Source organism: Halalkaliarchaeum sp. AArc-CO, assembly GCF_024972735.1.
Taxonomy (GTDB): Archaea; Halobacteriota; Halobacteria; order Halobacteriales; family Haloferacaceae; genus Halalkaliarchaeum.
Map to the genome: position 1 here is coordinate 1 of NZ_CP087722.1, position 23,537 is coordinate 23,537.

The 23,537-nt window shown below is 55.2% G+C and carries 16 protein-coding genes and 1 pseudogene; 7 read left to right on the top strand and 10 right to left on the bottom strand.

The annotated features are described in order from the left end of the window. Window positions 1-208: 208 nt before the first annotated feature. The 5 genes from AArcCO_RS00005 to AArcCO_RS00025 all read right to left on the bottom strand — a co-directional run bounded on the left by AArcCO_RS00005 (window position 209) and on the right by AArcCO_RS00025 (window position 10,996). Complete coding sequence (locus AArcCO_RS00005) at window positions 209-1,570, bottom strand: protein adenylyltransferase SelO (protein ID WP_259532856.1); 1,362 nt, start codon at window positions 1,568-1,570, stop codon at window positions 209-211. A gap of 1,119 nt (window positions 1,571-2,689) precedes the next feature. After that, on the bottom strand, window positions 2,690-4,213 hold the full coding sequence (locus AArcCO_RS00010; RefSeq protein WP_259532857.1) for a primase-associated protein: 1,524 nt from the start codon (window positions 4,211-4,213) through the stop codon (window positions 2,690-2,692). Continuing rightward, on the bottom strand, window positions 4,210-5,094 hold the full coding sequence (locus tag AArcCO_RS00015; RefSeq protein WP_259532858.1) for a bifunctional DNA primase/polymerase: 885 nt from the start codon (window positions 5,092-5,094) through the stop codon (window positions 4,210-4,212). Before AArcCO_RS00015 ends, AArcCO_RS00010 begins: the two co-directional genes overlap by 4 nt. Further along, on the bottom strand, window positions 5,091-8,906 hold the full coding sequence (locus AArcCO_RS00020) for an ATP-binding protein (protein ID WP_259532859.1): 3,816 nt from the start codon (window positions 8,904-8,906) through the stop codon (window positions 5,091-5,093). Before AArcCO_RS00020 ends, AArcCO_RS00015 begins: the two co-directional genes overlap by 4 nt. A 935-nt stretch (window positions 8,907-9,841) precedes the next feature. Continuing rightward, the gene (locus AArcCO_RS00025; protein ID WP_259532860.1) at window positions 9,842-10,996 is read right to left on the bottom strand and encodes a Cdc6/Cdc18 family protein; all 1,155 of its coding nucleotides are present in this window, start codon (window positions 10,994-10,996) and stop codon (window positions 9,842-9,844) included. A 205-nt stretch (window positions 10,997-11,201) separates the two neighbouring features. Between AArcCO_RS00025 and AArcCO_RS00030 the strand changes: the two genes are divergently transcribed. The 5 genes from AArcCO_RS00030 (at window position 11,202) to AArcCO_RS00050 (ending at window position 16,977) form a co-directional block, all read left to right on the top strand. Continuing rightward, window positions 11,202-12,764, top strand: a complete 1,563-nt coding sequence (locus AArcCO_RS00030) for an amidase (RefSeq protein ID WP_259532861.1) — start codon at window positions 11,202-11,204, stop codon at window positions 12,762-12,764. Between the two features lie 206 nt (window positions 12,765-12,970). Continuing rightward, entirely contained in the window at window positions 12,971-14,008 is a 1,038-nt protein-coding gene (locus tag AArcCO_RS00035) for an ABC transporter substrate-binding protein (protein ID WP_259532862.1), read from the top strand. 93 nt (window positions 14,009-14,101) lie between these two features. Further along, the gene (locus tag AArcCO_RS00040) at window positions 14,102-15,277 is read left to right on the top strand and encodes an ABC transporter ATP-binding protein (protein WP_259532863.1); all 1,176 of its coding nucleotides are present in this window, start codon (window positions 14,102-14,104) and stop codon (window positions 15,275-15,277) included. Next, window positions 15,270-16,184 (top strand): ABC transporter permease, encoded by a 915-nt coding sequence (locus AArcCO_RS00045; protein WP_259532864.1) that lies wholly within the window; start codon window positions 15,270-15,272, stop codon window positions 16,182-16,184. Before AArcCO_RS00040 ends, AArcCO_RS00045 begins: the two co-directional genes overlap by 8 nt. Beyond that, window positions 16,174-16,977: an ABC transporter permease gene (locus AArcCO_RS00050; RefSeq protein ID WP_259532865.1), complete on the top strand. Its 804-nt coding sequence runs from the start codon at window positions 16,174-16,176 to the stop codon at window positions 16,975-16,977. Before AArcCO_RS00045 ends, AArcCO_RS00050 begins: the two co-directional genes overlap by 11 nt. Window positions 16,978-17,207: 230 nt before the next feature. Here the strand turns inward: AArcCO_RS00050 and AArcCO_RS00055 are convergent, their stop codons facing one another. After that, entirely contained in the window at window positions 17,208-18,071 is an 864-nt protein-coding gene (locus AArcCO_RS00055; protein WP_259532866.1) for an ABC transporter permease subunit, read from the bottom strand. Then, window positions 18,068-18,988, bottom strand: a complete 921-nt coding sequence (locus AArcCO_RS00060; RefSeq protein WP_259532867.1) for an ABC transporter ATP-binding protein — start codon at window positions 18,986-18,988, stop codon at window positions 18,068-18,070. Before AArcCO_RS00060 ends, AArcCO_RS00055 begins: the two co-directional genes overlap by 4 nt. Before the next feature lie 303 nt (window positions 18,989-19,291). Between AArcCO_RS00060 and AArcCO_RS00065 the strand changes: the two genes are divergently transcribed. Beyond that, on the top strand, window positions 19,292-19,681 hold the full coding sequence (locus tag AArcCO_RS00065) for a hypothetical protein (protein WP_259532868.1): 390 nt from the start codon (window positions 19,292-19,294) through the stop codon (window positions 19,679-19,681). Further along, window positions 19,678-20,424: pseudogene (locus AArcCO_RS00070) on the top strand (SDR family NAD(P)-dependent oxidoreductase); the annotation flags it as partial. The gene AArcCO_RS00065 and the pseudogene AArcCO_RS00070, both read left to right, overlap by 4 nt. Before the next feature lie 381 nt (window positions 20,425-20,805). Here the strand turns inward: AArcCO_RS00070 and AArcCO_RS00080 are convergent. From AArcCO_RS00080 to AArcCO_RS00090, 3 genes are read right to left on the bottom strand one after another with little or no spacing between them, the layout of a single operon-like run. Continuing rightward, window positions 20,806-22,053, bottom strand: a complete 1,248-nt coding sequence (locus AArcCO_RS00080; protein ID WP_259532869.1) for a tyrosine-type recombinase/integrase — start codon at window positions 22,051-22,053, stop codon at window positions 20,806-20,808. Continuing rightward, window positions 22,050-22,406: a type II toxin-antitoxin system PemK/MazF family toxin gene (locus AArcCO_RS00085; RefSeq protein WP_259532870.1), complete on the bottom strand. Its 357-nt coding sequence runs from the start codon at window positions 22,404-22,406 to the stop codon at window positions 22,050-22,052. The genes AArcCO_RS00080 and AArcCO_RS00085 overlap by 4 nt, the downstream gene beginning before the upstream one ends. A 6-nt stretch (window positions 22,407-22,412) precedes the next feature. Continuing rightward, window positions 22,413-22,805, bottom strand: a complete 393-nt coding sequence (locus AArcCO_RS00090; protein WP_259532871.1) for a helix-turn-helix domain-containing protein — start codon at window positions 22,803-22,805, stop codon at window positions 22,413-22,415. Window positions 22,806-23,537 lie beyond the last annotated feature (732 nt).

The window sequence follows — 23,537 nt, forward strand, 5'->3', positions numbered from 1 at the left end:
TTTATATACTATTGGCTCTGTTGAAATACATCAACCTTGACAGGATCTCCATGCTGCATACACAGCGCGAGTCTTGCATTTGTGAATACTGCTCTCTCAATCGGCGATGCCCAACAGTTCATCAACAGTAACTGCTGTTTGCCCGATGATAGTGTCCTCGCCTGAGCAATGGTGAGTTGATGAGTATACCTACTTTGGTACTATTGGCTCACGTATTACAGTACGTTGTATACTCCGTATCGAATTCTCGTGGCGGTGGTTGCTGGAATTGCGAACCGATATCCTTCGATGTATAGGGGTTTTCCAACACGGTCAATAACCGTTCGAATTTGGATAGAGTCCCAGTTTCGAGATACTCGTCCAGTGCCTCTTCAACCAGGTAGTTGCGGGGAATGTACCGCGGATTGGCTTCCTGCATCAACTCTTCATCTAGGCCGACAGCAGCCAGTTCATCCCTGAGCTGTTCGAATTCTGTAGTTGCAAACGCTGGGTAATCAAACGTACCGGGCGTCTCTAATTCGAGGAACGTATTGGTATAGTCTGCATTCGACTTGCGGAGCCACTCCAGAAATTCATCGACGAGTGCTTCGTCGTCATCCGAGGTGATCCCCAGCTTCTTTCGCATCATCGTGAAGTATTGGGCATCAAATCGATCGTCAAATTCGTCCAGTTTACCCTCGAGTTCATCATACGTGAGCGCCGTTCGTGTACACATCGGTTGGAGCGCCTCTGCGAGGCGTTCGAGATTCCACCGCAAAATGGGTCGCTGGTTGCCGAACGCATATCGCCCGTGCTTGTCGATCGAGCTGAAGACCGCCTCCTCATCATAGTAATTCATGAACGCACAGGGCCCGTAATCAAATGTTTCTCCATCGATACTCATGTTGTCCGTATTCATCACGCCATGGACGAATCCGACACGCAGCCAGTCGACAACCATCTCAATCGACGACTGCATGACTGCATCAAAGAAACCGAGGTATGGACGATCCGTTGCAGTTAGCTGTGGGTAGTGTCTGTCAATAACGTAGTCAGTGAATCGCTGTAGTTCGTCGGCTGCTCGTCTTGCAACATACTGAAAGGTCCCGTATCGAATGTGGCTGTTCATCACCCGGACAAGAATGGCTCCAGGTTCCGTCCGTCGTCGTCGGATCGCTTCGTCAGTTTCGAGGACCGCCAGGCTTCTCGATGTTTTGATGTGTAGATTCTGCATCGCATTTGAATACAGATACTCTCTGAGCATCGAGCTGACAGTTGCGTTGCCGTCGCCTCTCCCCGAGTACGGCGTTCGACCGGAGCCTTTCAATTGAATATCGTATCTATCACCATCGCGTACATGTTCGCCGAGTATCATCGCTCTCCCATCGCCCAGGACGGTAAAACTCCCATACTGGTGGCCTGCATATGCCTGGGCGATTGGTTCTTCCAAGAGGTCTTGGCCTGCTAGAATGGTAGCATTGAGTTCCGCTGGATCCAATCCAAGATCAGCACAGAGCCCGTCATTACGAACCACGATTTCTGGATTAGCGATACTTTTCGGCGTTACTCTCGAATAGAGGCTTGGGTCCAAATTATTATAAGTGGTGTCAAATGAAAAGGTCATTTTGTCTTAAGCAGTGTTATCTTGCTTGTTTAATAAACTTACCTTTGGGGATATTAAGATACGGTCAGTAGAGAGATACAAATCGGCGCGTGCTGCATACGCTCTGTATCTTGCACTGTCTTCTCTAACCATTTCTATTTCAACACTTTGCCACTCCGGTGCAACGCGATAAATCGGCTGTAAACGTTTCTATGACACGCTAGAACAGTGGAAGGACCCATAAAGCGTCGTCAGGTAACCTTGTTTCGAGTTCTAATGCTGTCGGTGCGGTTGCAATGTCCTGGCGTGTAGATCGAGGTCAGTAAATCAGTGATACCACGAGGAGTGCCGACCGCTAAACTGATGACGACAATCGGAAGGGTCCCCCGGAGAATCATTCGGTCGTAGCTGGTCGATATCATGTCGTCACAGATCGATTGACCACGAGGAATGCGTACGTCTCCCAATATAGACACTTGTCTCAAATCTACTTCCACAATCTCTCTGTGGTCTCGGAAACGATTCGCTTGACTGAATCTGAGATGGTTTCCATGCTGGATTCAGGTCTTGTTTTTGAGAGTGCACTGTATAGTCTCTTTTCTGGTACATACTCCTGTTCCTCTGAGTTTTCGCTTCGGTACCCATCTGGTCTCCGAGATGAGGTATTTGGATATTGAATCTACTGCTACAGGGAGTCGTTGCTCTGCGTCAAGGTGTTCTGAACTGCGAATATGGGCGTATATCTTTGGAAAAATTCCCCAATCTGTCCAGATCTCCTACCGGTTTAAATCGAGCTAAATGACCGTCGGGCGATTCTGAAGGAGTAATAGAGTCATCGACAGCTGGTTATCGCATGAAAATACTCGAACTTCTCGTTGACAGCAGTTACTACCTCCAGATTTTGGGGAAAATAGGTCTATTGAGTCCCCCCCTGCGATTTGCTTGGGACCGGTCATTGACTCGCCATCTTCGAATCTATCCAGCGACTATGAATCCAAATCTCGCACAAACCGGTGGTACAGCCCCTACTTCGTCCATGACGACCTTTGAGATAGAAATTAGACCTTCGAGTATCAACAGTTATATTATTCTGATAGTATAGAGGAATCAGAACGGGTCCATCTCTTGATTAGATTTGTTTGAAATCAGATCATACATTTGCTCTGGGAACGGTAGACTACCCCAAATCGAATACGGACATTGATCTTGTCCGATGCAATACCGCTGCAGATCATCGTTGTCACAATTCATCGGTAGCGGTGGATCTCCATCGATCGTATTGGAGAACTCATAGCGGATCTGATATTCAGTAATTTCCTCGTCATACCAGGGCCACCGTGAGAATATTTCTTTGAGATCCGCAAGGATCGCATCCAGACTCCTGTCGTGATACTGGGGGAGCCACATCACGAGTCGGACGAAGCTGTAGAGGTCCTTCCGAACTGGTTTTTCCTCGTGTAACCTGGACTCCATAGCAGCAAAACATGGAAGCTGGAACACATCGTCGATTGTTTCGATATCAAGTCGTTGCGAGCTCCGGGAAGCATAGCCGATGCGATACCTGTTGACCGTTCCGTCCCGGTCGACGGTTACAGCCGGATGTGACTCGTTGTCTGTGAGACTTTTCGCGAGACTACTGGGACTCGAGATACTATCGAGGACTGTTTGCTCCCAGTTGGAGTCTGTGTCATACGACTCGAGCGCGTTGTAGAGTTCTTCAGCAGTATGGAATTCGCCAGTTTCGGCGTGACCATCCGTTGCATGACGGACCGCAGTACGAACGACGCGAATAAGCCGTTGCCCAGGTTGCCAGTCCCGCCAAAGGCGTTCAGTATGGCCGGTATTTTGGAACCGTTCAAGTTGTTCGGAGATTGCACTCTCGTTCGTCGTTAACCACGTCCGTTGCTCCTCAGTGATCTCGTTTTCCTGTATACGAAGAAGCTTTTTGAACGCCTGTTCAGCGTAGGATCGGTACTTGCTGTCGAAATCCCCCACCGGAACGTAGAGGTGATTATTCGCTATTCGCGTGAGGATTTCTCCTTGAGTATTGGACCCAGTTTCCGTGGAGGTTGCTCTAACCAGGCATTTTCGAGAGGCAGCAGCCATGGGAATCTCGAGATAGAGACCACCGCCGAACTCCGGTTTCTCGGTGATTGCCGTACAGACGCGGCCAGGATGGGGGCCATCCTCACTATCTTCCTTTCCATACAGGAGTTCAGCGATTTCCTGATATAGCGTTGGATCAGCATATTCCCGAAGGAGCGATGCGAGGTTGTTGACGTAGAGCTCTCGGATATCGTACAGCGGCTGGATTCGTCGTGGTGGTGTATCCTCAAACATCGACTGAGATTTGACACAGATTGCACTCAATGTCGCCAATACTGCTAGCGTCGCTGGTTCGTCGACGAATGGGTCATCAAGTGCGGAAGAACGGACACGGGGTTTGAATGCCGCTGTACCGAACTGTTCGACGTCGTCCAATAGATCGTTGGCTTGGTATTCTCCATCAACACGGTACCGATCGTACCCTCGTGAAAACAACTCAGCAATCTGTGTGTCCTGGTGCTCTGGTGGGAGGGCAGCGATTCGATAGGCTATCCGTTCCTCAGTGTTGGCAGTTTCACTCTTCATGTCTCGATTACCTCCGGGGTAGCGGATCGGAAATCGAAATCTGGACTCGATATTGGCTGAACGAGACGACAAACGTCGGCGTGTAGCGAGTACGGAAGACGCGCCACACGGCGGCGATCGGGTGTGACGACCGGATCGATAGGGATGTCGTACGATTCCGATAGCAAATCGACGACAACTTCACGACTTTTCTCATCGTATCGGTGGGCAGGGTCAGAATCCAGGAGATAGACGTGCACACCCTGTCCTGTGTATACGACCATCGTTTCCTCAGCCGCAAAGTCTTGCTCGAAGATGTCCTGTACCTCAAATCCGTACTCGAGAGCCTGCTCGATGTCCTCAAATGCGTACGGATAGCCGGCAGGGGGTGCATCAAGTATCCCCGCCATATCGAGAAGATCCGTGAGATCGTTTTCGTCGACACCGAAGGGGACAATTTCGGTTGCCCGTTCACGAGCGATATCTTTCGCATCGATGTCCACGAGAAGTATCCAGGGTCGGTCCCAATGAGCAAGAGCGTAGTAGACGGCAGCTGGCCGTGGGGCTGTGTTCTCCAACAGAGCAGGATCAGCAAGGGCGTACTCACTCGGGGCTAGCGGATCGTTACGAGCGGGTTGCCGAATAAAATCGATGACGTCTTCGAACTGATCGAAGACCTGGATAGTTGGCTCTCCTGCTTCGTTTGTCTGCCTCGTATCCCGACGGATGAACTCCTTATTCGGTCGTTCATCTGATCTGACCGGGTGTGCTTCTCGAAACGCCAACGCATACTGCTTCGGACCAGTAGCAGTGAGAAACCCCGGAAGATGATCTACATGGGTAGGGAACTCTTCAGCGTAGTACCGATCAATCTCTTCGTCGGTTGCTGGCCGCCACGTCATCGGTTGACCTCCCCATCAAGCGTATGGAAACTCCTGATTGTCGTCATCCCGGCGGCGTCGAAGTCCTCTGCTGTATCTCGAATATCGGCGAACGAACGTGCGGCTCTGCCTGTCACCTTGTGTTCGACACGATCTGCCTCGGCAAGCCAATTGATAACCTCAACCGCAGTTTCTCGCCTATCGAACGCCCAGACTGCTTTCGCATCGACAGTACCCAGTTTATCATAGTCGGAGAGGACCGCTTGTTTGTTGTTGCTGGGTAGTTCCACCTCACCCACCCAAACGAGAGTATTCTCGCCATCGAAGGCAGCGACATCGAAAACCGTCTCCTCGTCGTATTCGTAGTAGCATTCGACACGACTGACCGTTTCCTTTTCGGCTAACCACAGTTCCAGGAGTCGGACGCCGACTTTATGCGGAGTTTTCTCTCCGATGTCGCCCTCCCCCGGACCGACATTGAGCGATTGGCCAAGGAGATCTCGGCCTTCCGGGAGTACTGTGTAGTACTTTCGCCGACACGCAGAAGCTTCCTCCAGTAAATCTTGGTTGATGAGACGCTGAACATTGAGTTCCTCGTATTCGTCTCTGAGTGCACGCATCGAATCCAGTAATGTGTACTCGGAAGATTCCCTGTTCATTACCGACAATACCCGATCCAAAAAGCGGACGTCGTCGCGACTGAGCCCTCTGTTTTGGAGCGTTTCGTCGGAGACTCGAACACCGAGTTCTGCTATTGGGGACCGTTCCGTTCCAGTATCCGCGTCACGCTCAGTTTCCGTAGTCTGTAGCTGATTTTCTACAGTAGAGGCAGTCGATTCAGACTCCGAAATTAGCGGGGACAGCTCGGATGAACCCAGAGAATCTTCAGAACCGGGTTCCGAATTGGCTGTGGTTGTGCCAATAAACGACGACTCGGAAGGCGTGGATGAATGGGCAGACGTCTCTACAGAATCACTTGTGGTCGACTGGCTACCCCACGTATGCTGTTCGTCTGTCTCTTCGGATTCTGAGCCCCCAGAGAGACCGTACTCGCGCCGTGTGCGATTGGTAAGTTCCGGTAGTACCACAGTCTCGAAGTACTCCGCTTGCTCTGGAGAAAGCGGATCGTCACTCTCTGGATGGCCAGATGCAATCGGCAGTGGCTTCATCGAGAACGGCGCTGGTCCAGTTTCCCCGAAGGATGGACTGGGAAGTTGAGTAATCCACTCTCCACTTGGTAGAGTATTAATTCGATTGCGGAGCTCGGTCGGACTGAGATCCTCGTGAGCCATCGATTCTGCGAGATCGTGTTCAATCGAGATGTTCCCGATTAGTTTCGTTTTGACGTTGTTGAGAACTTCATCGTACGCTCGCTGGCTTTCATTCCGCACCTGTTCGGGGAACTGCATGACGAGCCCCATGCTCAATCCGAAGGACCGCCCCTGCGGGAGCAACTGTTCGTACACCAATTTCGTCGAGGCGATGGGAGCGGATTCTTCGATGATGAGATTTGTGAGGGCATCGTACTCCTCTTGATCATCCCGCCGTCTGACCTGGACAGCGTCCCAGAGATTGCTCAACAGAAGCAGCGTGATCGCTCGCTGCGCTTCTGGCCTGAGATCTCCGAGGTCGAATAATAGTGTGACGTCTTCTTCAAGGAAATCCCGAAAGTCGAAATGGTTGTCCAGATACTCGCCGGTGTCAGCCTGGGTGGGGACGTGACTGAAGATTCGTCGGAGATGTACGTCCTCATTGAGTTTATCCAGACGATTTCCAACTGCGTCCATCGACACCTGAAACTGGTGGTCGTCCTTCGCGAAGTGGCGTGTGAGTGATTCCTCGACGCTTTGGTTATCCGCTGCAACGGGAGGGATTATCTGCTCCCGCTGCATCTTGATTGCAGCCTCGAAAAGGTTGTCCAGACCGAACACATCGCTACCGTATTCCTTGTCGAATAGTGCTTTGATGAGATAGCTCAGGATTTCATTCGCAACGAACGCCCGTTCGTACCGCTCAGATCCCATGATCATCCCCAGAATATCGTGGAAATGATCCACTTTATCCTGAATTGCATCTTCTCGGGGGCGCCCGGCTGCTAATGCTGGGCGGATATCGAAAAAGGAGAATGCTGGCACGACATCGGGGACCCGGAACTGATAGACGTCATCGACTGAACCGAACTTGTCGTAGTGACACCGGAGATAATTCGAGCACATGCCGTCGCCCTTGGGATCGACGACGACAACAGGCCCACCAGTGGTTTCTCGAAGAGACAGCGCATCGTTGATGATCGCCTTGGATTTCCCGCTTCCAGTCGAGGCAAATCGTCCATAGTGGGTGGTTAGCAGTTTTGGAGGAATTCGAATAGGTGTCGGTTGTGTTTCACCGTTCTCATCAAGCGGGTACCCGAGAGCCATCCCATCATCGAATTGTCCGACAAGATCCGGATTCGGGCAAGGGAGCGGATTACGACTTTGTTGCTCGGCCCGAGTCCCACGTTGCCCCTCGACTGTAAGCTGTGCTGACGAGGGAACGAGAACGAAATTAGCCAGTTCTTTTCCGCTTAAAACCAGATCAGGGCGGGTTTTCCCCCGGCCAGTGGTGATCTCTCGGTCGAGGAGTCTTTGTAACTCTGCACGGGCGTGCTTTACTTTCGTCTTGTCTCGAAATCCTTTGGACTGGAACCGTTTCCCGACGACTTCGTAGAATGGTCCATCCAATGGGTCAAATACTGGGCATAAGGCGTCCATCAGCGACTCGAGTTCCTTCCGCTCTTCCTCTCGAACAGGGACTACGAGTGCTCGAATGTTCGCAGTGAATGTTCGTTTTGGGTTTTTGGCATCAATATAGTCGAGACGCTTCGCGACGGACGTACTCTGCTGAGAGAGGTCGTCACCGGATTGTTGGGAGTTGACCTCCAGAACAGAGCCGACGATTTCTTGGAATAACGTATCCCGTCCGTCAGTGAGAGCTTCTTTTCGAACGACTGCATCGCTATGCCAGTTATCCCGTCGTTGGAAGACGACTTGGAACGCGACTGGGATGGAAGCTTCCATCAAGTGCTCGATGAGTGTGGCCAACGTGGCTCCAGATTGTTCAACTGGAGTCACGTGGTCGGCCGGATCGTCGTGAGCAAACGGGAGAAGTGAAGTCATCCAGTCCTGCTTTCGAGTTGCGTCCCCGTACCAACGAACCCCGATCGGAGAGACACTGTCAACAGAAGGCCGAGCGAGAATCGTCTCATCAGGAGTTATCGTTGGCTTTTGGATTTTTCGAAGGCCATCTTCTTCGGGAGTTTCGTGGGTCCGAGCTAGTTCGAAGACAGTATCATTGACTCTCAGTGATCCCTCAGAGGTGAGATTCCACAGCGTGGAGGTATTTGAGATGCTAGAATCTTTGATCGTGTTTCTCTCTTCATCTGTTTCGATGTTGTACTGTTCTTCGGGATCAAATTGATAACGCAGATTGTTATTCTGGACTCGATTTGCAAAGTCAGAACAACTGTACTCCACGGGTCGTATCAAACGAGTTGCAAGGTCTAAATCGACTTTTTCTATGTCGAACGTCTCGGGGTAGATTGTCCGGAGTCGTTTTTCGAGTGTGCGGAAGTGTTCATCAGCTCCATAATAGAATTGGATTGGTTCTTGGTGTCCCTCACTGAGTGCTAAAAATTCAAACCGTGGAGGAGTCGACGTGGAAAACGGATTCAACGTAGTTCGAAATGAGGAGGTTTCATTGGCACAGAGTTTGTGGAGGCTTGCAATAGCTTTAGGAACATTCTCCGTATCGATTGCTTCAGATGTCGGAATTACACGAAGGTACTCACGCTTCACAGTCGAACGCCTCCTGGTAGAGATTCACCGGTGAGTGAGGTGGGTGAGTACGGTTGCATAATTTGTCCAGCCCTCATATTATTTCACAGATTATAATACTAATATAAGAGTTTTGGACTAGACGCGAAAAGTGGCCGCCTAGCGGTGTGATGGTGAACGTCAAAGCGCTCTGTGGCATCGGTCTGCAGTTAAGACTTAAACCCCGGTTGAGTAGCGGTAGCGAGTGTTTCTTGTAAGATCGGTTGTTGCTTGTGGATCTTCTGAGCGTCTTCGAATAGCCGTTCGAGAAGTGGCGGCGGTGAGTACCGAGATCGGTTATCGTCTCCATATCCCGGCGACCTACAGTCAGCTGGAAGCGGGCTGAACTGCCCGCGTCCAGCGGCAGTCCTGTCCGTGAGCGACAGCTTCGCCTGTTGTCTGGACTGACGGCGATGTCACTGGCGTGAGATCGCCATCTTTGTTCGACTCACTGAATCGGTTGCTCTGATCTCGTTCATATCCCTCCAGAAATTGAGTTAGCAATCAAGGACGATGGGAACTACCGATAATATATTATATAAATTCTGTTAATGATGGTAATTATATCACCAAAACTGATCGTTCACGCCGGCTTGATTAGGCTGTTATCCATCGAAATTCTTACATCGTAGTATCTCTTTAGATCGCACGAAAAGTACCGATTTCATAGCTATATAATTTACAATATTATATTAAATATTAATTTATACAATTATATTTAGATATTTATGGCATCATATTCATTTGTATAACTAATGACCAATTTGGATTCTTCATCAACCAGCTCATGAATCATCATAGAACGTATAGTAATGTAAATTTATAATTTTCATTAAATAATGGCATTGGTCGCCACTAATGCCGTCTCCTCCCGCAATAGAGCCCCATTACACACGTATTAATGTAATTTCAAAAACTCACCACTGTATCGTCCGATGTATCTCCGAAAATGCTGTCGCCTCCTCAAGCGACCGCTGCAGTCGTTCAAGAGGTACCACGAGCGAATACTCCCGATATCGTCCCCCGTTTCGGCCCTCGTTTACTTCCTCATAGGTCAGTATGCCGTCGTCACAGAGGCGTCGAAACCGATCGCGCAACCGTCGTCGACTGAGTGGTTCGACGGGGATCGAGGCACACCAGCTCTCATACTCCGTCCGTAGTGTTGCGCTGGCTGCGGGGGTCCGTCCGGTTGACGCAAGTTCACCTGCCGCATACAAGACGAGCACGGAGTGTTCGTCCAACGTCCGAACCCTAGACATGAGATTCGCGTCTTTGAGCCGGGTTTTGGCCTCTTCGACGTGCTTACCGACGACCTCGGGAGCCAGGTTCTCTTGTGCGACTTTCGCGGATCGCGTAAACACGTCGAGCATGCTGTGGGCGTAGTCGCCGCGTTCAATCCCGTAAGCGGCACACAGGGGAACGACCTCCGGAGAGATCCGTTCGGCGTCGCACCCGCAATCGATACGATGGTTCAGTATCTGCATCAATTCGTCGATGGAGAAGAACGTTGTGACCTCCTCGACTGAATACTCTTCCGGAATGAGCGACGCGTTCTCCTGCCTGGTGGTCACAACGACGGCGATCCGAGCCGTAGTAGTCTCAGCCACATACGACAGGAGGGCCCGGATCAACGTCTCGTGTGTCGCGGCGGTTGCCCCGTCTATCGCGATTCCGTGGGGACCGACGACAGTCTCTAGTTCCCGCGCTAATTCGGTTAGAACAGTGTCCCGTGCGTATCCGGTTTTGCTAAGTGGTGGCCCGGATCGGAGTCTGTTGATGAACTGAATTTGTTCGCGATACGAGCTGTTGTTTGGATCCGCTTCGAAATACGTCCACTCGTCAGGGGAACCGTCCACATCGGCGTCTACGACCCTCCGGGCGATGGTCGTTTTCCCAGTCCCGGAGGGGCCCCGAACCACGATCGCACCAGTCTGCTGTCTAAGTGCACGTCGGACCCCCTCTTGAACCCGGGTGACGCCCTCCTCGCGAACTGGCAACGGAGCCGGGAGGTAATCCTCCCGGAACACCTCGTTCCGCTCGATCGGATCAGGTTGAACGTCGAAGAGTGACACACTTGAGTTGTTATCCGGGTTTCTCTTAAACCTTTGCGTCCGGAGAAAAGACTATTCCGATAATTATCGAATATAGCCAGGAAAGCCGGGTTTTCTCACCCAACCTTGGCGTCCGCTGTAATTGGGCCTCTGACGCCGAACACAAGAACTGCAGTCACGAGGGAATACTTTTATACACTTCCCACGTGAGTAAATAGTACGCGGTATGTTACGAACACCCTCGGAGAGAGAGTTGGCCGAAATCGCAGAGAGTCTCGGAATCGACCTCTCACAGGACGAGATTAGTGACTATCACAAGCTGGCGGAGATCACGTTCGACGACTACGAGACGATTCAGGAAACGCCCGAGCCGGGGAAACAACCCACGGAATTCACATACGGGGACCGCACGCCGGGAAAACAACCGGAGGAGAACCCCCACAACATGTGGATTACCAAAGCGAAGGTCGAAACCGACGCGGGTGGGCTACTGAAGGATAAACGGATCGGACTCAAAGACAACATCGCGCTTGCGGGCGTGGAGATGACCAGCGGATCCCGACTACTCAAGGGATACATTCCAGACATCGAAGCGACAGTGGTCCAGCGCCTGCTCGAAGCCGGCGGGACCATCGCGGGGAAACTCAACATGGACGAGTTTGGGTTCTCAGCATCCGGCGATTACTCGGGATACGGGCCGGTGACGAACCCCTGGGACGACGAATACCTCACGGGGGGATCCTCAAGCGGTTGTGGCGCGGCACTGGCGGCCGAGGAGGTAGACATCGCCGTCGGCGCCGATCAGGGCGGGTCGATCCGCATTCCGGCCGCCTGGTGTGGGGTAGTCGGACTCAGCCCCACGACGGGATTGATACCCTACACCGGGGTCATCCCGATGGACGCGTCAATCGACCACGTCGGTCCGATGGCTCGGTCGGTTCGCGAGGTCGCAGAGGCGTTGACTGTGATGGCCGGGACTGACGGGATTGACCCGCGCCAGCCTAAGGAAATACCCGACCGGGACTTCACGACCGCACTTGAAGCCGAAGTTTCGGACCTCACGATCGCCGTCCTCGAAGAGGGGTTTAGCCACCCCGAGAGCGATCCGAAAATCAACGACAAAGTGCATGACGCACTCGCCAGGCTCGAAGAGGAAGGTGCCTCCGTCTCGACCGTCTCGATCCCAATGCACCTCAAGGCACCGCCGATCGCCCTGTTGATCTGGAGCTACGGTGGACTCCAAGTGCTTCAACAGGGGGCCCAGGGTTCGCTTCTCGACGGCTGGTATAATACGAAACTCTCACAGATCTTCTCGAAGTCCTGGCGCTCGTCGACGGATCAGCTTACCGACGCCGCCAAGGCGACCCTGCTCGCGATGGAGTATCTCAACCAGAAACAGCAGAACACACTGTACGCCAAAGCGCAGAACCTCAGTTACGCACTCACCGACGAGTACGCGAACGTCCTAGCTGACGCCGACGTCATCGCCATGCCAACGGTCCCGACGAAACCTCTCAAACACAACCCCGAGCTCGATCGGGTCGACAAGATCCTGCGAACGTTCCCCCCGACAAAAAACACCTGTCCGTTCGTCCTCACGGGACACCCATCTATCACGGTACCGGCGGGAACTGTCGAAGGACTCCCCGTCGGGATGATGTTCGTGGGGAACCACTTCGAAGAGGATACGTTGCTTCGGATCGCATACACGCTCGAAGAGATCCTGAATCTCCCGCAAAGCCCTGAATCTCAACCGACGGAATCGGCGACCACAAACGATGCCGTATGACCGTCAGAACGATGTACGTACGAAGGTTCATCTACGAACGTACGATCCACCCAGCGACAAACGCGAAAACGACACAAAAAGTTAAGTTCCCCCATGATTGATACACACACACACGCCAACTGCAAACTATGACAGACGAGAATCCGAACAACCCTCGGTCAAGTAGTGTAAACTCAACGAAAACCCACGTTTCCCGGAGGGCTGTCTTGGCGACAGCGGCGGCCGGCACGACCGTCGGTCTGACAGGCTGTATCGGCGGAGGTGGAGATGACCTCGAACTCAACGTCGCTGTCTGGGCCGGCACGTACGCCGACAGGTTCGAGGAAGTAGTCGCAGGAGGATACGAAGAGGAAACGGGAACCACCGTAAACGTTACTCCTGCTGGCGGAGAGATCCTTTCGGAGCTCCAGGCGGCGCCCGATGACAACCCGCCGTACGACGTGGTTTCTGCAGACGAACTGTACTACCACCTCGGCGTGAACGATGGTCTCTACAACGAACTACGGGAGGAGAACGTCCCCAACCTGGAGAATGTCTATCCGTTCCTCAAAGACAAGCCGGGACAAGGGACCGAGTACGGAGTTCCAACCGACGGCGAGTTACTAGCGATTGCGTACGATGAAAGTGATGTTTCGTCTACAGACTGGGAGAAACTGCAAGATACTGATGAATATATCGGGTTCGAAGGAGTCTTCTACATCTATCCGATGATGATCGGAGCCCTCCTCGCCGGCGAGCGCGACGGTATTGGCGAGCTCTATCACGAAGAAAATCACGAGGCGGTATACGAGGAGGTCGAACAGCTCGCCGAAAACGTCGACATCTGGACAGGGTCCGCCGCGGAAATCTTCAACGGGATCGAACAAGGGATCATTACGCAAGCGATGTGGTATTCCGGAATGGCGTTCTCCGAAGCTGACGTAAACGACAACATTAGCGTCACGATCCCCGAATCGACGGGAGGATACGTCAACAACTACTGTACTGTAAGTGGGACAGACCACCGCGAGGAAGGGGAACGATTCCTCAACTACATGCTGGAGCCGGAAGTCCAAACGGAGTGGGCTGAGACCGGATTCAACTTCATGGCGAGCATGGAGGCCGACCATCCGAATCTCACGGCGGAGGCCTACCCGTCGACGAACGAGGAGCTCGAAGCGGTCAACTTCGTCAACTTCGATCGGCTCGGTGATCTCCAGGGATATCTCAACGACCAGTTCCAGGAGATCCGGCAAGACAACTGACGAACGAGCCTTCCCGGAGGACCCGTGCTATGACCGCCGAACCAAAACTTTGAAAAAATACTCAATACGATGGCGACAACGAAAGCATCCGAAATGGCATCAGACTATCCTCAGTCAACAGAGGCGGCAGAAAAGAGACGGTCCAAGACAGGCGAGATAGCGCTGCGTACCGACGACCTCACGAAACACTTCGGACACATCACTGCGATCGACGAGACGAGTATCTCAGTAAAGGAGGGGGAACTCTTGTGTTTTCTGGGCCCCAGCGGATGTGGGAAGTCCACTCTCCTGCGAACGATCGCTGGCCTCGAGACTCCGACGACCGGGGACGTGTACATCGACGGCGACGTGGTCACCGACACACCACCCTACGACCGAGACTGTGCGATGGTGTTTCAAGAGTGGGCCCTTTTCCCGCAAAAGACCGTCCTGGAAAACATCACGTTCGGACTCAAAGTAAACGGCGTCGACAAGTCCGAGCGAATCACGAAGGCGGAGTCGTTCCTCGAGACGATCGAATTGGTGGACCACCGCGACAAGTACCCTTCGGAACTGAGCGGCGGGCAGCAACAGCGTGTCGCTCTCGCCCGATCGCTGATTTTGAATCCGGAGGTCCTGCTTTTGGACGAACCTCTCTCGAGTCTGGACAAGCGCCTCCGCGAGCAGATGCAAATCGAGCTCAAACGCATCCAAGAAGAGTTCGATCAAACGATGGTCCACGTGACTCACGACCAGGAGGAAGCATTCACGATCGCCGATCGCATCGCGGTCATCAACGACGGCTCAGTCGTACAGATCGGTACGCCTGACGAGGTATACAGCGATCCGAACAGCCTGTTCGTCGAAACGTTCCTCGGTGATACGAACGTCGTTACAGCCACCGTAACTGACAGCCACGTCGAAGAAGTCGATATTCCTTCGCTCGGCGAGAGAGTAACGGTACCCGACAGCGTACCCGACGCGATCAGCACCGAGACTCCTGTCGACACAGAAATATCCGTCTCGTTACGGCCGGATCGACTCAAATTGCGAATTGAGGGCGACTGGGACGACGTGACAGAGACTACCACTGGTCGGGTTATCGACGTGATTTACCGGGGTAAAAACGTCCGCTACTACATCGGGACAAGTGGCGAGTCAGATCTCTTCATCGACCGACCCGAGCGGAACTCCCCAGATATCAAGAGAGGGGAAGACGTGACGATCGGCTGGGACGCGTCCGACGCCCTGTACTTCACGCCGCAGGGGGACCGCATCGACGATGTCTGAAATCACGCGGCAGTCGGGACTGCTCGGCCGCTTGGGTGCGTTCGCTGATTCCGACCGGAAGAACCTCCTTTTGATCCTCCCGCTGGCGATGCTCGAACTTTTGTTCTTTACCCTCCCGATTCTTCTGCTTGTCCGGATGAGCCTGTATGAACCAACGCCGGACTCGATATATGAATCCGGAACGATCTCTCTGGCTAGCTACCGGGAAATCGCAACGAATCCGTTACTACATGACATTATCGGGTTCACCGTGTTGTTTACGCTCCTCGTGACAGCAGTTACAGTAGTTTTGAGCACCTTTTACGCGTATGTTCTCTGGCGTGCCGACGGCGTCCTGAAGCAAACGTTATTGATATCTGTCATACTTGTTTTACTGACTACTCTGGTCGTTCGGCTGTTCGCCTTGATCCTAATATTTTCCCCGACAGGCCCGACGAACGAACTGCTACTCGCGTTTAACGTCATCCAGGAGCCGATCCGGCTGGTCAACAACATGTTCGGCGCGACCGCCGGGCAAGTCTACACAATCTTCCCGTACGCCGTACTAGCGATTTACAGTGTTATGACCACCATCGACGAGGACGTTCTGGAAGCGGCATGGGTCCACGGCGCCTCCCGTTTCCAGGCGTTTTACGAGGTGGTCCTTCCTGAAGCGAAACCCGGGATCGCTGTCGGGGCCGTTATCAGTCTCGCATGGACGTTTGGATCCTTCGCGGCTCCGGATCTACTCGGTGGGAGCGGGCAGCGTACTATCGCCATAGAGATTCACTCGCTCATGCTCACGGAGTTTAACTGGCCCGTCGCCAGCGCGCTCGGGATACTCATCATCGTTGGTGTCATCGTCGCGACGCTCCTCCTGTTCCGGTTCCTCGGCGTCGGTGGAGGTGATCTCGAATATGCGAACTAGAGAGCGGTTCCTGCTGGGGCTCTTCCGGGCAGTGTACGTTGCGCTGTTTCTTCTGCTCGTAACGCCGCTTTTGATTGTCGTTATCACGTCCTTTACGGAGGCGCGCTACCTCACGTTCCCTCCGGAAGCGCTCACGCTCCAGTGGTACGGCGAGTTCCTCCAAGATTCCAGTTGGATTGCTGCCGTCTTCAACAGCCTCATCGTCGGTGTGGGAACCATGGTGATCTCCACGGTACTGGGTGTCTCAGCGGCGCTCGGCGTCAGGGACCGCGACTCCCGCCTTACGAACGGGTTGATGCTCGTGAGCGTCCTTCCGCTGTTCATCCCCCCAGTCATCATCGGTGTGGCGTTGCTCAGCCTTTTGAGTCAGTACGGACTCCACCAGTCGTATGTCGGGGTTATTATCGCCCACACGTTGTGGGCCACACCGCTTGTGTTTTTCATCATGCAGGCGGTGTTCTCCCGGTTCAACTGGAATCTCAGGGACGCGGCGCTCGATCTGGGTGCTGGCCCGTACCGCACGTTCTTTGAGATAGTCCTCCCTGAAATTCGGGAAGGACTAATCGCAGCCGGGGTGATCGCATTCATCGTCAGTCTTCAGGAGTTCATCATGGCGATGTTCCTCACCGGTGTCGATACCCGGACGATCCCGGTGCTCGCGTATACGGCAATTCGGCAGGTCTTGGATCCGGTCGTCAGCGTGGTTTCGACAGTGCTCGTCTTCAGCGTCCTCGTCCTCGTGATCGTCGCCGCCCTCCTCTTGGGGACCGAGCGGTTGGCGCGTCAACTGTGAGTACCACCGTCCAGTCCACTCATGTTTTCCCCCCTCAAGGACCCGACTGTGACCCGCCTCCACGTTCTTCTCACGAACGACGACGAGATCGACGCGTACGCGTGCTCGAGGAGAAAGCGGTACACCGCGCCCTGGGTGGTGTCCGGCGCGAGGTCGGGGAGCGATGGCCCGTCCTCGTCGATAGAGCGGAACTCGTCTTTCGAGATGGGCATCTTGAGTATTGGTTTGTATTAGAAGTCCGCGGTCTCGAACCGCATGTAACCAACGAGGAATCCGACGAGGGGCCACAGCACGAGCACGACGACCCCGATCTCGGGGGTAACGTAGAACGGTTCGACCTCGGTCGGCGACACCCCGATACCCGCCTGGCCACCCGCACCGACACTCCCCGCGAGATCCGGCAGCAGCGTGACGACGGTCGAAAAGTACGCCGACGACGGCGACACCTGCATCACTGGGAAGATCCAGTCAGGCATCGACGTCGGCAGTGCGAATCCGTTGACCACGTACAGTATAGCCACCGGAACCACGTCCCAGAACAACTCGAAGACGACGAAGAATCCGAGCGCGAGCGTCGTCGCACGCGTCGTCGACCCCGTCGTCGCGGAGAGTCCGACCATGATGCTCGCGTAGGCGGCCGCAAAGCCGAGGGTTGCAACCAGAAACAGCACTATCGGAACGACGGCCACGGTACCGAGAAGCACAGCCCCAAAGCCGAGCCCGACGAGGAGTCCGACGCCGAGCCCGAACGCGAGAACCGCCGCTCGACCGATCGTCTTCCCGGCGTAGACGTGCAGACGGGTCGTGGGGAGCGACAACAGGAGTTTGATGCTGCCGAGCTCGCGTTCGCCGGCGAGCGACTTGTAACAGACCACGATGGCGGCCAGCGGCACGAACAGGCTCGTGAGCCCGACCGTGAAGAACACGAGTCCCCCGAACGTCGCGCCGGCCGGCTCGCCGAACAGCTGTGGCACCTCGACGTAGGCGTACGACGAGAGTACCGACAGCAGAACGAAAACACTCACGAGCGCCCACAGCGCGCGGGACTGGATCGCGTCCCGGAAATCCTTTTTCGCGACGACAGTCCACGTCATACCCGCACCTCCTGTTCGTCGTTCGTGTAGCGGACGAACAGGTCCTCGAGCGAGGATTCGACGACAGAAAAGTCCCGTACTGGCGTCACGCTCGTATCGATCGCCTGCAACACGGCGAACTTGGTGGCGTCGGCGACGACGACTCGAAGCCGACCGTCCTGCATCGAGGCGTCGGCCACTGACTCCAACCCCGCCACTCGTTCGACGACGGTCTCCGAGACGTCGTCGACGTCGACGTACAGCACCTCACCAGTCTCCGAGGCGTCACGAAGCCCGTCGATGGTGTCGACCGCGACGAGCTCCCCGCGGTTGATGATCGCCACCCGGTCACACACCGCCTCCACCTGCTCCATGATGTGGCTGGAGAAGAACACGGTCGTCCCGCGGTCGTTCTCCTCACGGATCAACTCGCGCATCTCTCGCGCGCCGTTCGGGTCGAGTCCCGTCGACGGCTCGTCGAGTACAAGCAGATCCGGATCCCCAGCAAGCGCCATCGCCAGCGCGAGTCGCTGTCGCATCCCTTTCGAATAGCCCCCGGCCTTTCGGTCGGCGGCGTCGGCAATGTTCACCCGTTCGAGCAGTTCCATCGGGTCGTCGTCTACCTCCTTCAACTCCACGACGAACTCCAGATGTTGTCGTCCCGTGAGCCGGTCGTAGACGTGGTAGCCGTCCGGAAGCACGCCGGTGCGCCGGCGGACCGCCTGTCCCTCAGACTGGGCGTCGTGACCGAGCACCGTCACGGAGCCGCTCGTCGGCCGGATGAAGTCGAGGAGAACGTCGATCGTCGTCGACTTCCCCGCACCGTTCGGCCCGAGGAAACCGAATATCTCCCCCTCCTCGATCTGCAGGTCGAGATCGTTCACCGCGACGACGTCACCGTAGTGTTTCGTGAGGCCGTCGATGTCGATCGCCGTCATCGCCGTCCGCAGCGTCCGAACGCGTCATCCAGGCAGTCATCAGTGCGTACATCGGCGTCTATCCGTACAGGACAGTACATAAAGACGAGTGACTCTGCGTACAGAGATAAGTCTACCTACGAGGTGACATATTCGGTCGCGTGGTCATCCCACCCGTTTGTACGGCAAGTGACCGAGACGTGATCGAATCGGGCTCAGTTCGTCGCTGCGAGCACCGATTCAAGTTGTATGAGCTGCAGGAGACATCACGAGTTAACGCTCCCGGCACCGAAGCTTAACCTGTTCTGGACCGCACGGTCGCGTATGATACGACCCCTTCTTGGTGCGCTTGGCCTTGTCACAGCGCTCGTTCCGGACCAGATCGTGGATCTCTTTGAGGCAGTCGCGGTCAAAAATCCGGACGAGATTACCGTCCATTCGTGGTTCACCCATCTAATTCGGGTGGAAGGAGTAGTGATCGTGCTTGCAGCTCTCCGTGACGGCCGCCTCTACGCGTGGCTGATGAATCTCACCGGGCTCTTTGGAGCTGTCCTAGTACTCGTTCCCGGCCTGTATGAACGGATTGCGGGGCCGCTCGTGTATGAGGACCCGGGCTCGGTGGAGTGGCACGATCACCTCAGTGATGGCATTCGCGTGATCGGAGTTGTATACGGACTGCTCGCGCTTTTAAATCAACGGCGGACGGAGTCGTGACCGACGATCTCTCCGACCGGACGATCCTTCTTACCGGCGGCACGAGCGGGTTCGGACGCGTGACAGCAGTCGACCTCGCGAAACGAGGTGCGACCGTTGCAGTTGTCGGACGCAACGAGTCGAAGGGAGCTGCTCTCGTAGAGCGGTCGGGTAATCTCACTGGAACGATCGCGTTCCATCAGGCTGACCTCGCCTCCCAATCCGTCGTCCGATCCCTCGCAGAAAGCGTGAAACGCGAGTACGACCGGATCGACGTACTCGCCCACAACGCCGGACTCTCGGCCGGATCGCGACGCGAGAGCCCGGACGGAATCGAGCTGACACTCGCGGTGAATCACTTGGCCCCGTACCTCCTGACGTTCGAGCTACTTGACTGTCTCCGTGACTCACCCGATCCGCGGGTCGTCGTCACCGCCTCGGACATCCATCGGCGGGCAACGCTCGATTTCGATGACTTGCAGCTAGCGGACGGATACGACTCACTTGACGCGTGCGCTCGAAGCTGGCGAACATCGCGTTCACGGTCGAACTGGATGACCGACTTCCGGACGATTCTGCGATCACAGTCAACTGCGTTCATCCGGGGTTCGTTCCGTCGGCGGGTCTGTTCCGCGAGGCGTCGCTTCGAACGCGGCTGCTGGTTCGGATCGCCGGGCTGGTTCCGGGGCGTCGCCACCTCGGAGCAGGCGGCCGCCGATCGCCTTCAGAGCCTTCTGGTGGATCGCAGATACGGTTCTATAACAGTAGTTGGCAATATGACTCAGGTTTATATACGAATCCGCGGTAATCGAGTTCGGAACGCCAGTTTACGCGTTCCGAGCTAACTAAAGTAAATCACATTGCCAACAACTGATAAGTGGCCAATACGTCGGCGGTGACGGTCCCACTGAGCCTGCCCCAGAAGTAACGAACCGAGCGGTTCGTCGGCAGCTCTGGCGAGTGAGCGCTGACCTAGTTGACATTACACGCGACTGGCCGACGCCGACCACCGACTAGAAACGGGCAGCATGGTCTTCATCTGCCCCAGACATATCCGTACCGCTCAAGATCCAATTCCTCAGCGACAAAACCGAATGGCTCTGCGAAATCATTGCGATGATAGCACCTGTCCGATCTCGATGAATCTAGTGCGGGATACTATCGATCTCATCAAGAGCCTCAGTAGCGACATCACCGAGCTCACCCGCCTCAATATGTGAGTACCGTTCGCGAACCATCTCCTCAGAATTGTCGAGATATCGGGCTGCAACTGTGTATCCAAAGGCCCGGACGAGAACCTCACCCATCCCGCGGCGACCACCGTGGGGAGCGAGATAATCGTGTTTCGGATGGTCGATGTCGATCTCCGCGGCCTCTGAGAGCCGTTGGAGAATCGACCGTGCGCCGTCCGTCGTGATCGACGGCGGCCGAATGTCCTCATCGAGTGCCAGCAGTAGGTCGCGAGCATATTCTTCACGGCACTCAGTAATTGTTTCTAGGCGTTCCCCTTGTTCGGCTAGCTCTTCCCCGACGAGCTCTGCGAGCGTCCGCTGGTCGAATGTCGGAAACACCGGCCAGCGCTCGGTTGGTGGGTCCATGAGCTTCCAGTAACTCCGCAGGGGCGAGATCACGGGGTCAGGGAGACTCGCGGCGTCCCACTGTTGTTTCTTCCGGTAGACGTCCATACTCCCGTCGCCGAGCGAGAGGTCCTCCCAGCGGACGCCGCGCCGGCGCGGGTCGTTCGGGTCCCGGAGAAGTTCCCCGACGCGGACGGCGGTGTACGCCAGAACGAACACCAGGGCCCGGTCGCGAGTCGCCTTCAGCGCCGCGTAGCGCGCTCGTTGCTTGTCGAGGGAGTCAGCATCCGCCGGAAGTGTCGTGTACGCCTCGACAGCCTCGCGAGCTCGTTCGTCGACGTAGCGGGTGAGGGCGTGGCGCTGTTCGGTCGTCCAGGCCTGCTGGTCGCCGGGCTTGCGGCCGTCGTCCTCCGGCAGCGGCGCCATCGCACTCGCCCGCTGGGCGTAGTGCGCTTCCAGGTACCCCTCGTTGACACACCAGCCACACCACGCAGAGATATAGCGATAATAGGTTTGTACAGTGTTCTGTTTGAGCCCTCGATCGCCGGCGAGATGTCGGGCATACGCCCGGAAGACCCGTTCCTCGAGGTCCTCGAAGGTAGGTTCACGGTCGACGTCGTCGGGAACGATCCCAGTCCAGTCGTCGCCGCGGTCGCCGGCGGCCCACTCGGCGAACCGTTCGAGCTCGCGGGCCGCGTTTCGTCGATAGTTCCCGCCGTCCCCCCCGCGGCCCTTCCCTTTGTCCTGGAGGTACCGCTCGAAGGAGTACTTCAACGACCACTTTGTGCGTTCTTGGGTGGTACTGTCGTCGATCATGCGGAGTCAGCAACCTCCGAGTTATCGAGATAGGTGATCACGGCCGACGTGACCTGTTCGGTGAATTCGTCAGTGACTGAGCCCTGCCGACCGACGACGTGGAGGTCGTCTTTCAGCGTGGCGAGCGTCCAGGGCAATACGAAGCTCTGCTGGCCCGGCTCCCCACGGATCCACGCCTCACTCGGTACGGCGAAGCTGCCTGGGTGGTGAGACTGCGTCGTGAATGCGACGGCGATCGACTCCTCGTCGGGATAGGGCATCCGCTCGCCGGAAACGACTAACCACGGACGAGGATTCCCGCCGTCCGTCTTGAACGGATCGGGCGCCCAGACGACGGCTCCACGGTCAGTCATCCAGGATCACGACTCCTTCGGGTCGGTCGCTGACTCGATAGGATTGACAGCGGTCTCCATCCAGGCCTCGACGTCGTCGTCAGAGAACCCTCCATCGATGTCGTCAGCCGTGGCGGCGCCGTGAAGCCCTGCCGACGCGACCGCGTGCTCGGCGTCGGCGATCGTCCAGAAGCGATCGCGATGCTCGACGAGACCGTGTTCTTCGAGTCGCTTCAGCGTTGGACCCACGCTTCCTTCAGGGACGTCGACAGCGTCGACGATCTCTCGTTGGCGAAACGCCTGGTCGGCGTGCTCGAGAAGGAAGCGATACACGGTCCCCTGCGTGGTGTCCGGCGCGAGGTCGGGAAGTGACGGCCCATCCTCGTCGATGGACCGGAACTCGTCTTTCGAGATGGGCATCGTGAGTATTGGTTTGTATTAGAAGCTATTAGATCTTATCGACAGGGCGTTCAACACGGACCGGTGGATGGTGATGTTCGCAGGCTTTTCCCGGGTGTAAGGCCCTCTTTGTGCGGTTCCACGTTTCGTGCTTCACCGACAGCGCGGGGGTACTTCAAAGTGGTCATGATTATTGGAGTAATCATAACCACACGGTAATTCCTCTTTATCCTTTGAATTCAGTAGTTAGAGCACCTGTAGACACAATATGTACTGTTATAAACTCCATGTCGCTATACTAAATTTTCAATCGCTTACCTGGCGATGTGGCTGTCGACGTATCCATCATCCGTATCCCAAAATCTCGTAGTAGAGGCCTTTAAATCCGGGAAAACGTAAACTATGATATCTACAAAGTTCATCTCCCGCAGACGTACACCGCACTGACTGGCGGTTTGATTTGACTCAGACGGGCTCTCGATCGGACCGGTCACCTTTGTACCCCCACTCGTGGAGCGCGTCAACAGACTTCTGAGCAGTTTTTGTCCCACGGCTGCTTACCTTTCTCAAAGAAGCCCACACACGCGTTCGATAAACCATCAGAGATTTTTCGGACCCCCCGTAAGACAAATCGCGACTGTTTCTTCCAGAACACGTCGAGCAGCCTGTTATTGAGATCCCGAAGTCTCCGGGGGTAAATCGCAGTACGTAATCGTGTTCAGTAATAATATTCATTGTCTACATCCACTATTT

Coding starts and splice junctions, on each gene's coding strand:
- AArcCO_RS00080 (WP_259532869.1), bottom strand. CDS start 22,053: ATGATCGACGACAGTACCACCCAAGAACGCACAAAGTGGTCGTTGAAG.
- AArcCO_RS00045 (WP_259532864.1), top strand. CDS start 15,270: ATGTCTGAAATCACGCGGCAGTCGGGACTGCTCGGCCGCTTGGGTGCG.
- AArcCO_RS00050 (WP_259532865.1), top strand. CDS start 16,174: ATGCGAACTAGAGAGCGGTTCCTGCTGGGGCTCTTCCGGGCAGTGTAC.
- AArcCO_RS00055 (WP_259532866.1), bottom strand. CDS start 18,071: ATGACGTGGACTGTCGTCGCGAAAAAGGATTTCCGGGACGCGATCCAG.
- AArcCO_RS00040 (WP_259532863.1), top strand. CDS start 14,102: ATGGCATCAGACTATCCTCAGTCAACAGAGGCGGCAGAAAAGAGACGG.
- AArcCO_RS00015 (WP_259532858.1), bottom strand. CDS start 5,094: ATGACGTGGCGGCCAGCAACCGACGAAGAGATTGATCGGTACTACGCT.
- AArcCO_RS00030 (WP_259532861.1), top strand. CDS start 11,202: ATGTTACGAACACCCTCGGAGAGAGAGTTGGCCGAAATCGCAGAGAGT.
- AArcCO_RS00090 (WP_259532871.1), bottom strand. CDS start 22,805: ATGCCCATCTCGAAAGACGAGTTCCGGTCCATCGACGAGGATGGGCCG.
- AArcCO_RS00060 (WP_259532867.1), bottom strand. CDS start 18,988: ATGACGGCGATCGACATCGACGGCCTCACGAAACACTACGGTGACGTC.
- AArcCO_RS00065 (WP_259532868.1), top strand. CDS start 19,292: ATGATACGACCCCTTCTTGGTGCGCTTGGCCTTGTCACAGCGCTCGTT.
- AArcCO_RS00085 (WP_259532870.1), bottom strand. CDS start 22,406: ATGACTGACCGTGGAGCCGTCGTCTGGGCGCCCGATCCGTTCAAGACG.
- AArcCO_RS00010 (WP_259532857.1), bottom strand. CDS start 4,213: ATGAAGAGTGAAACTGCCAACACTGAGGAACGGATAGCCTATCGAATC.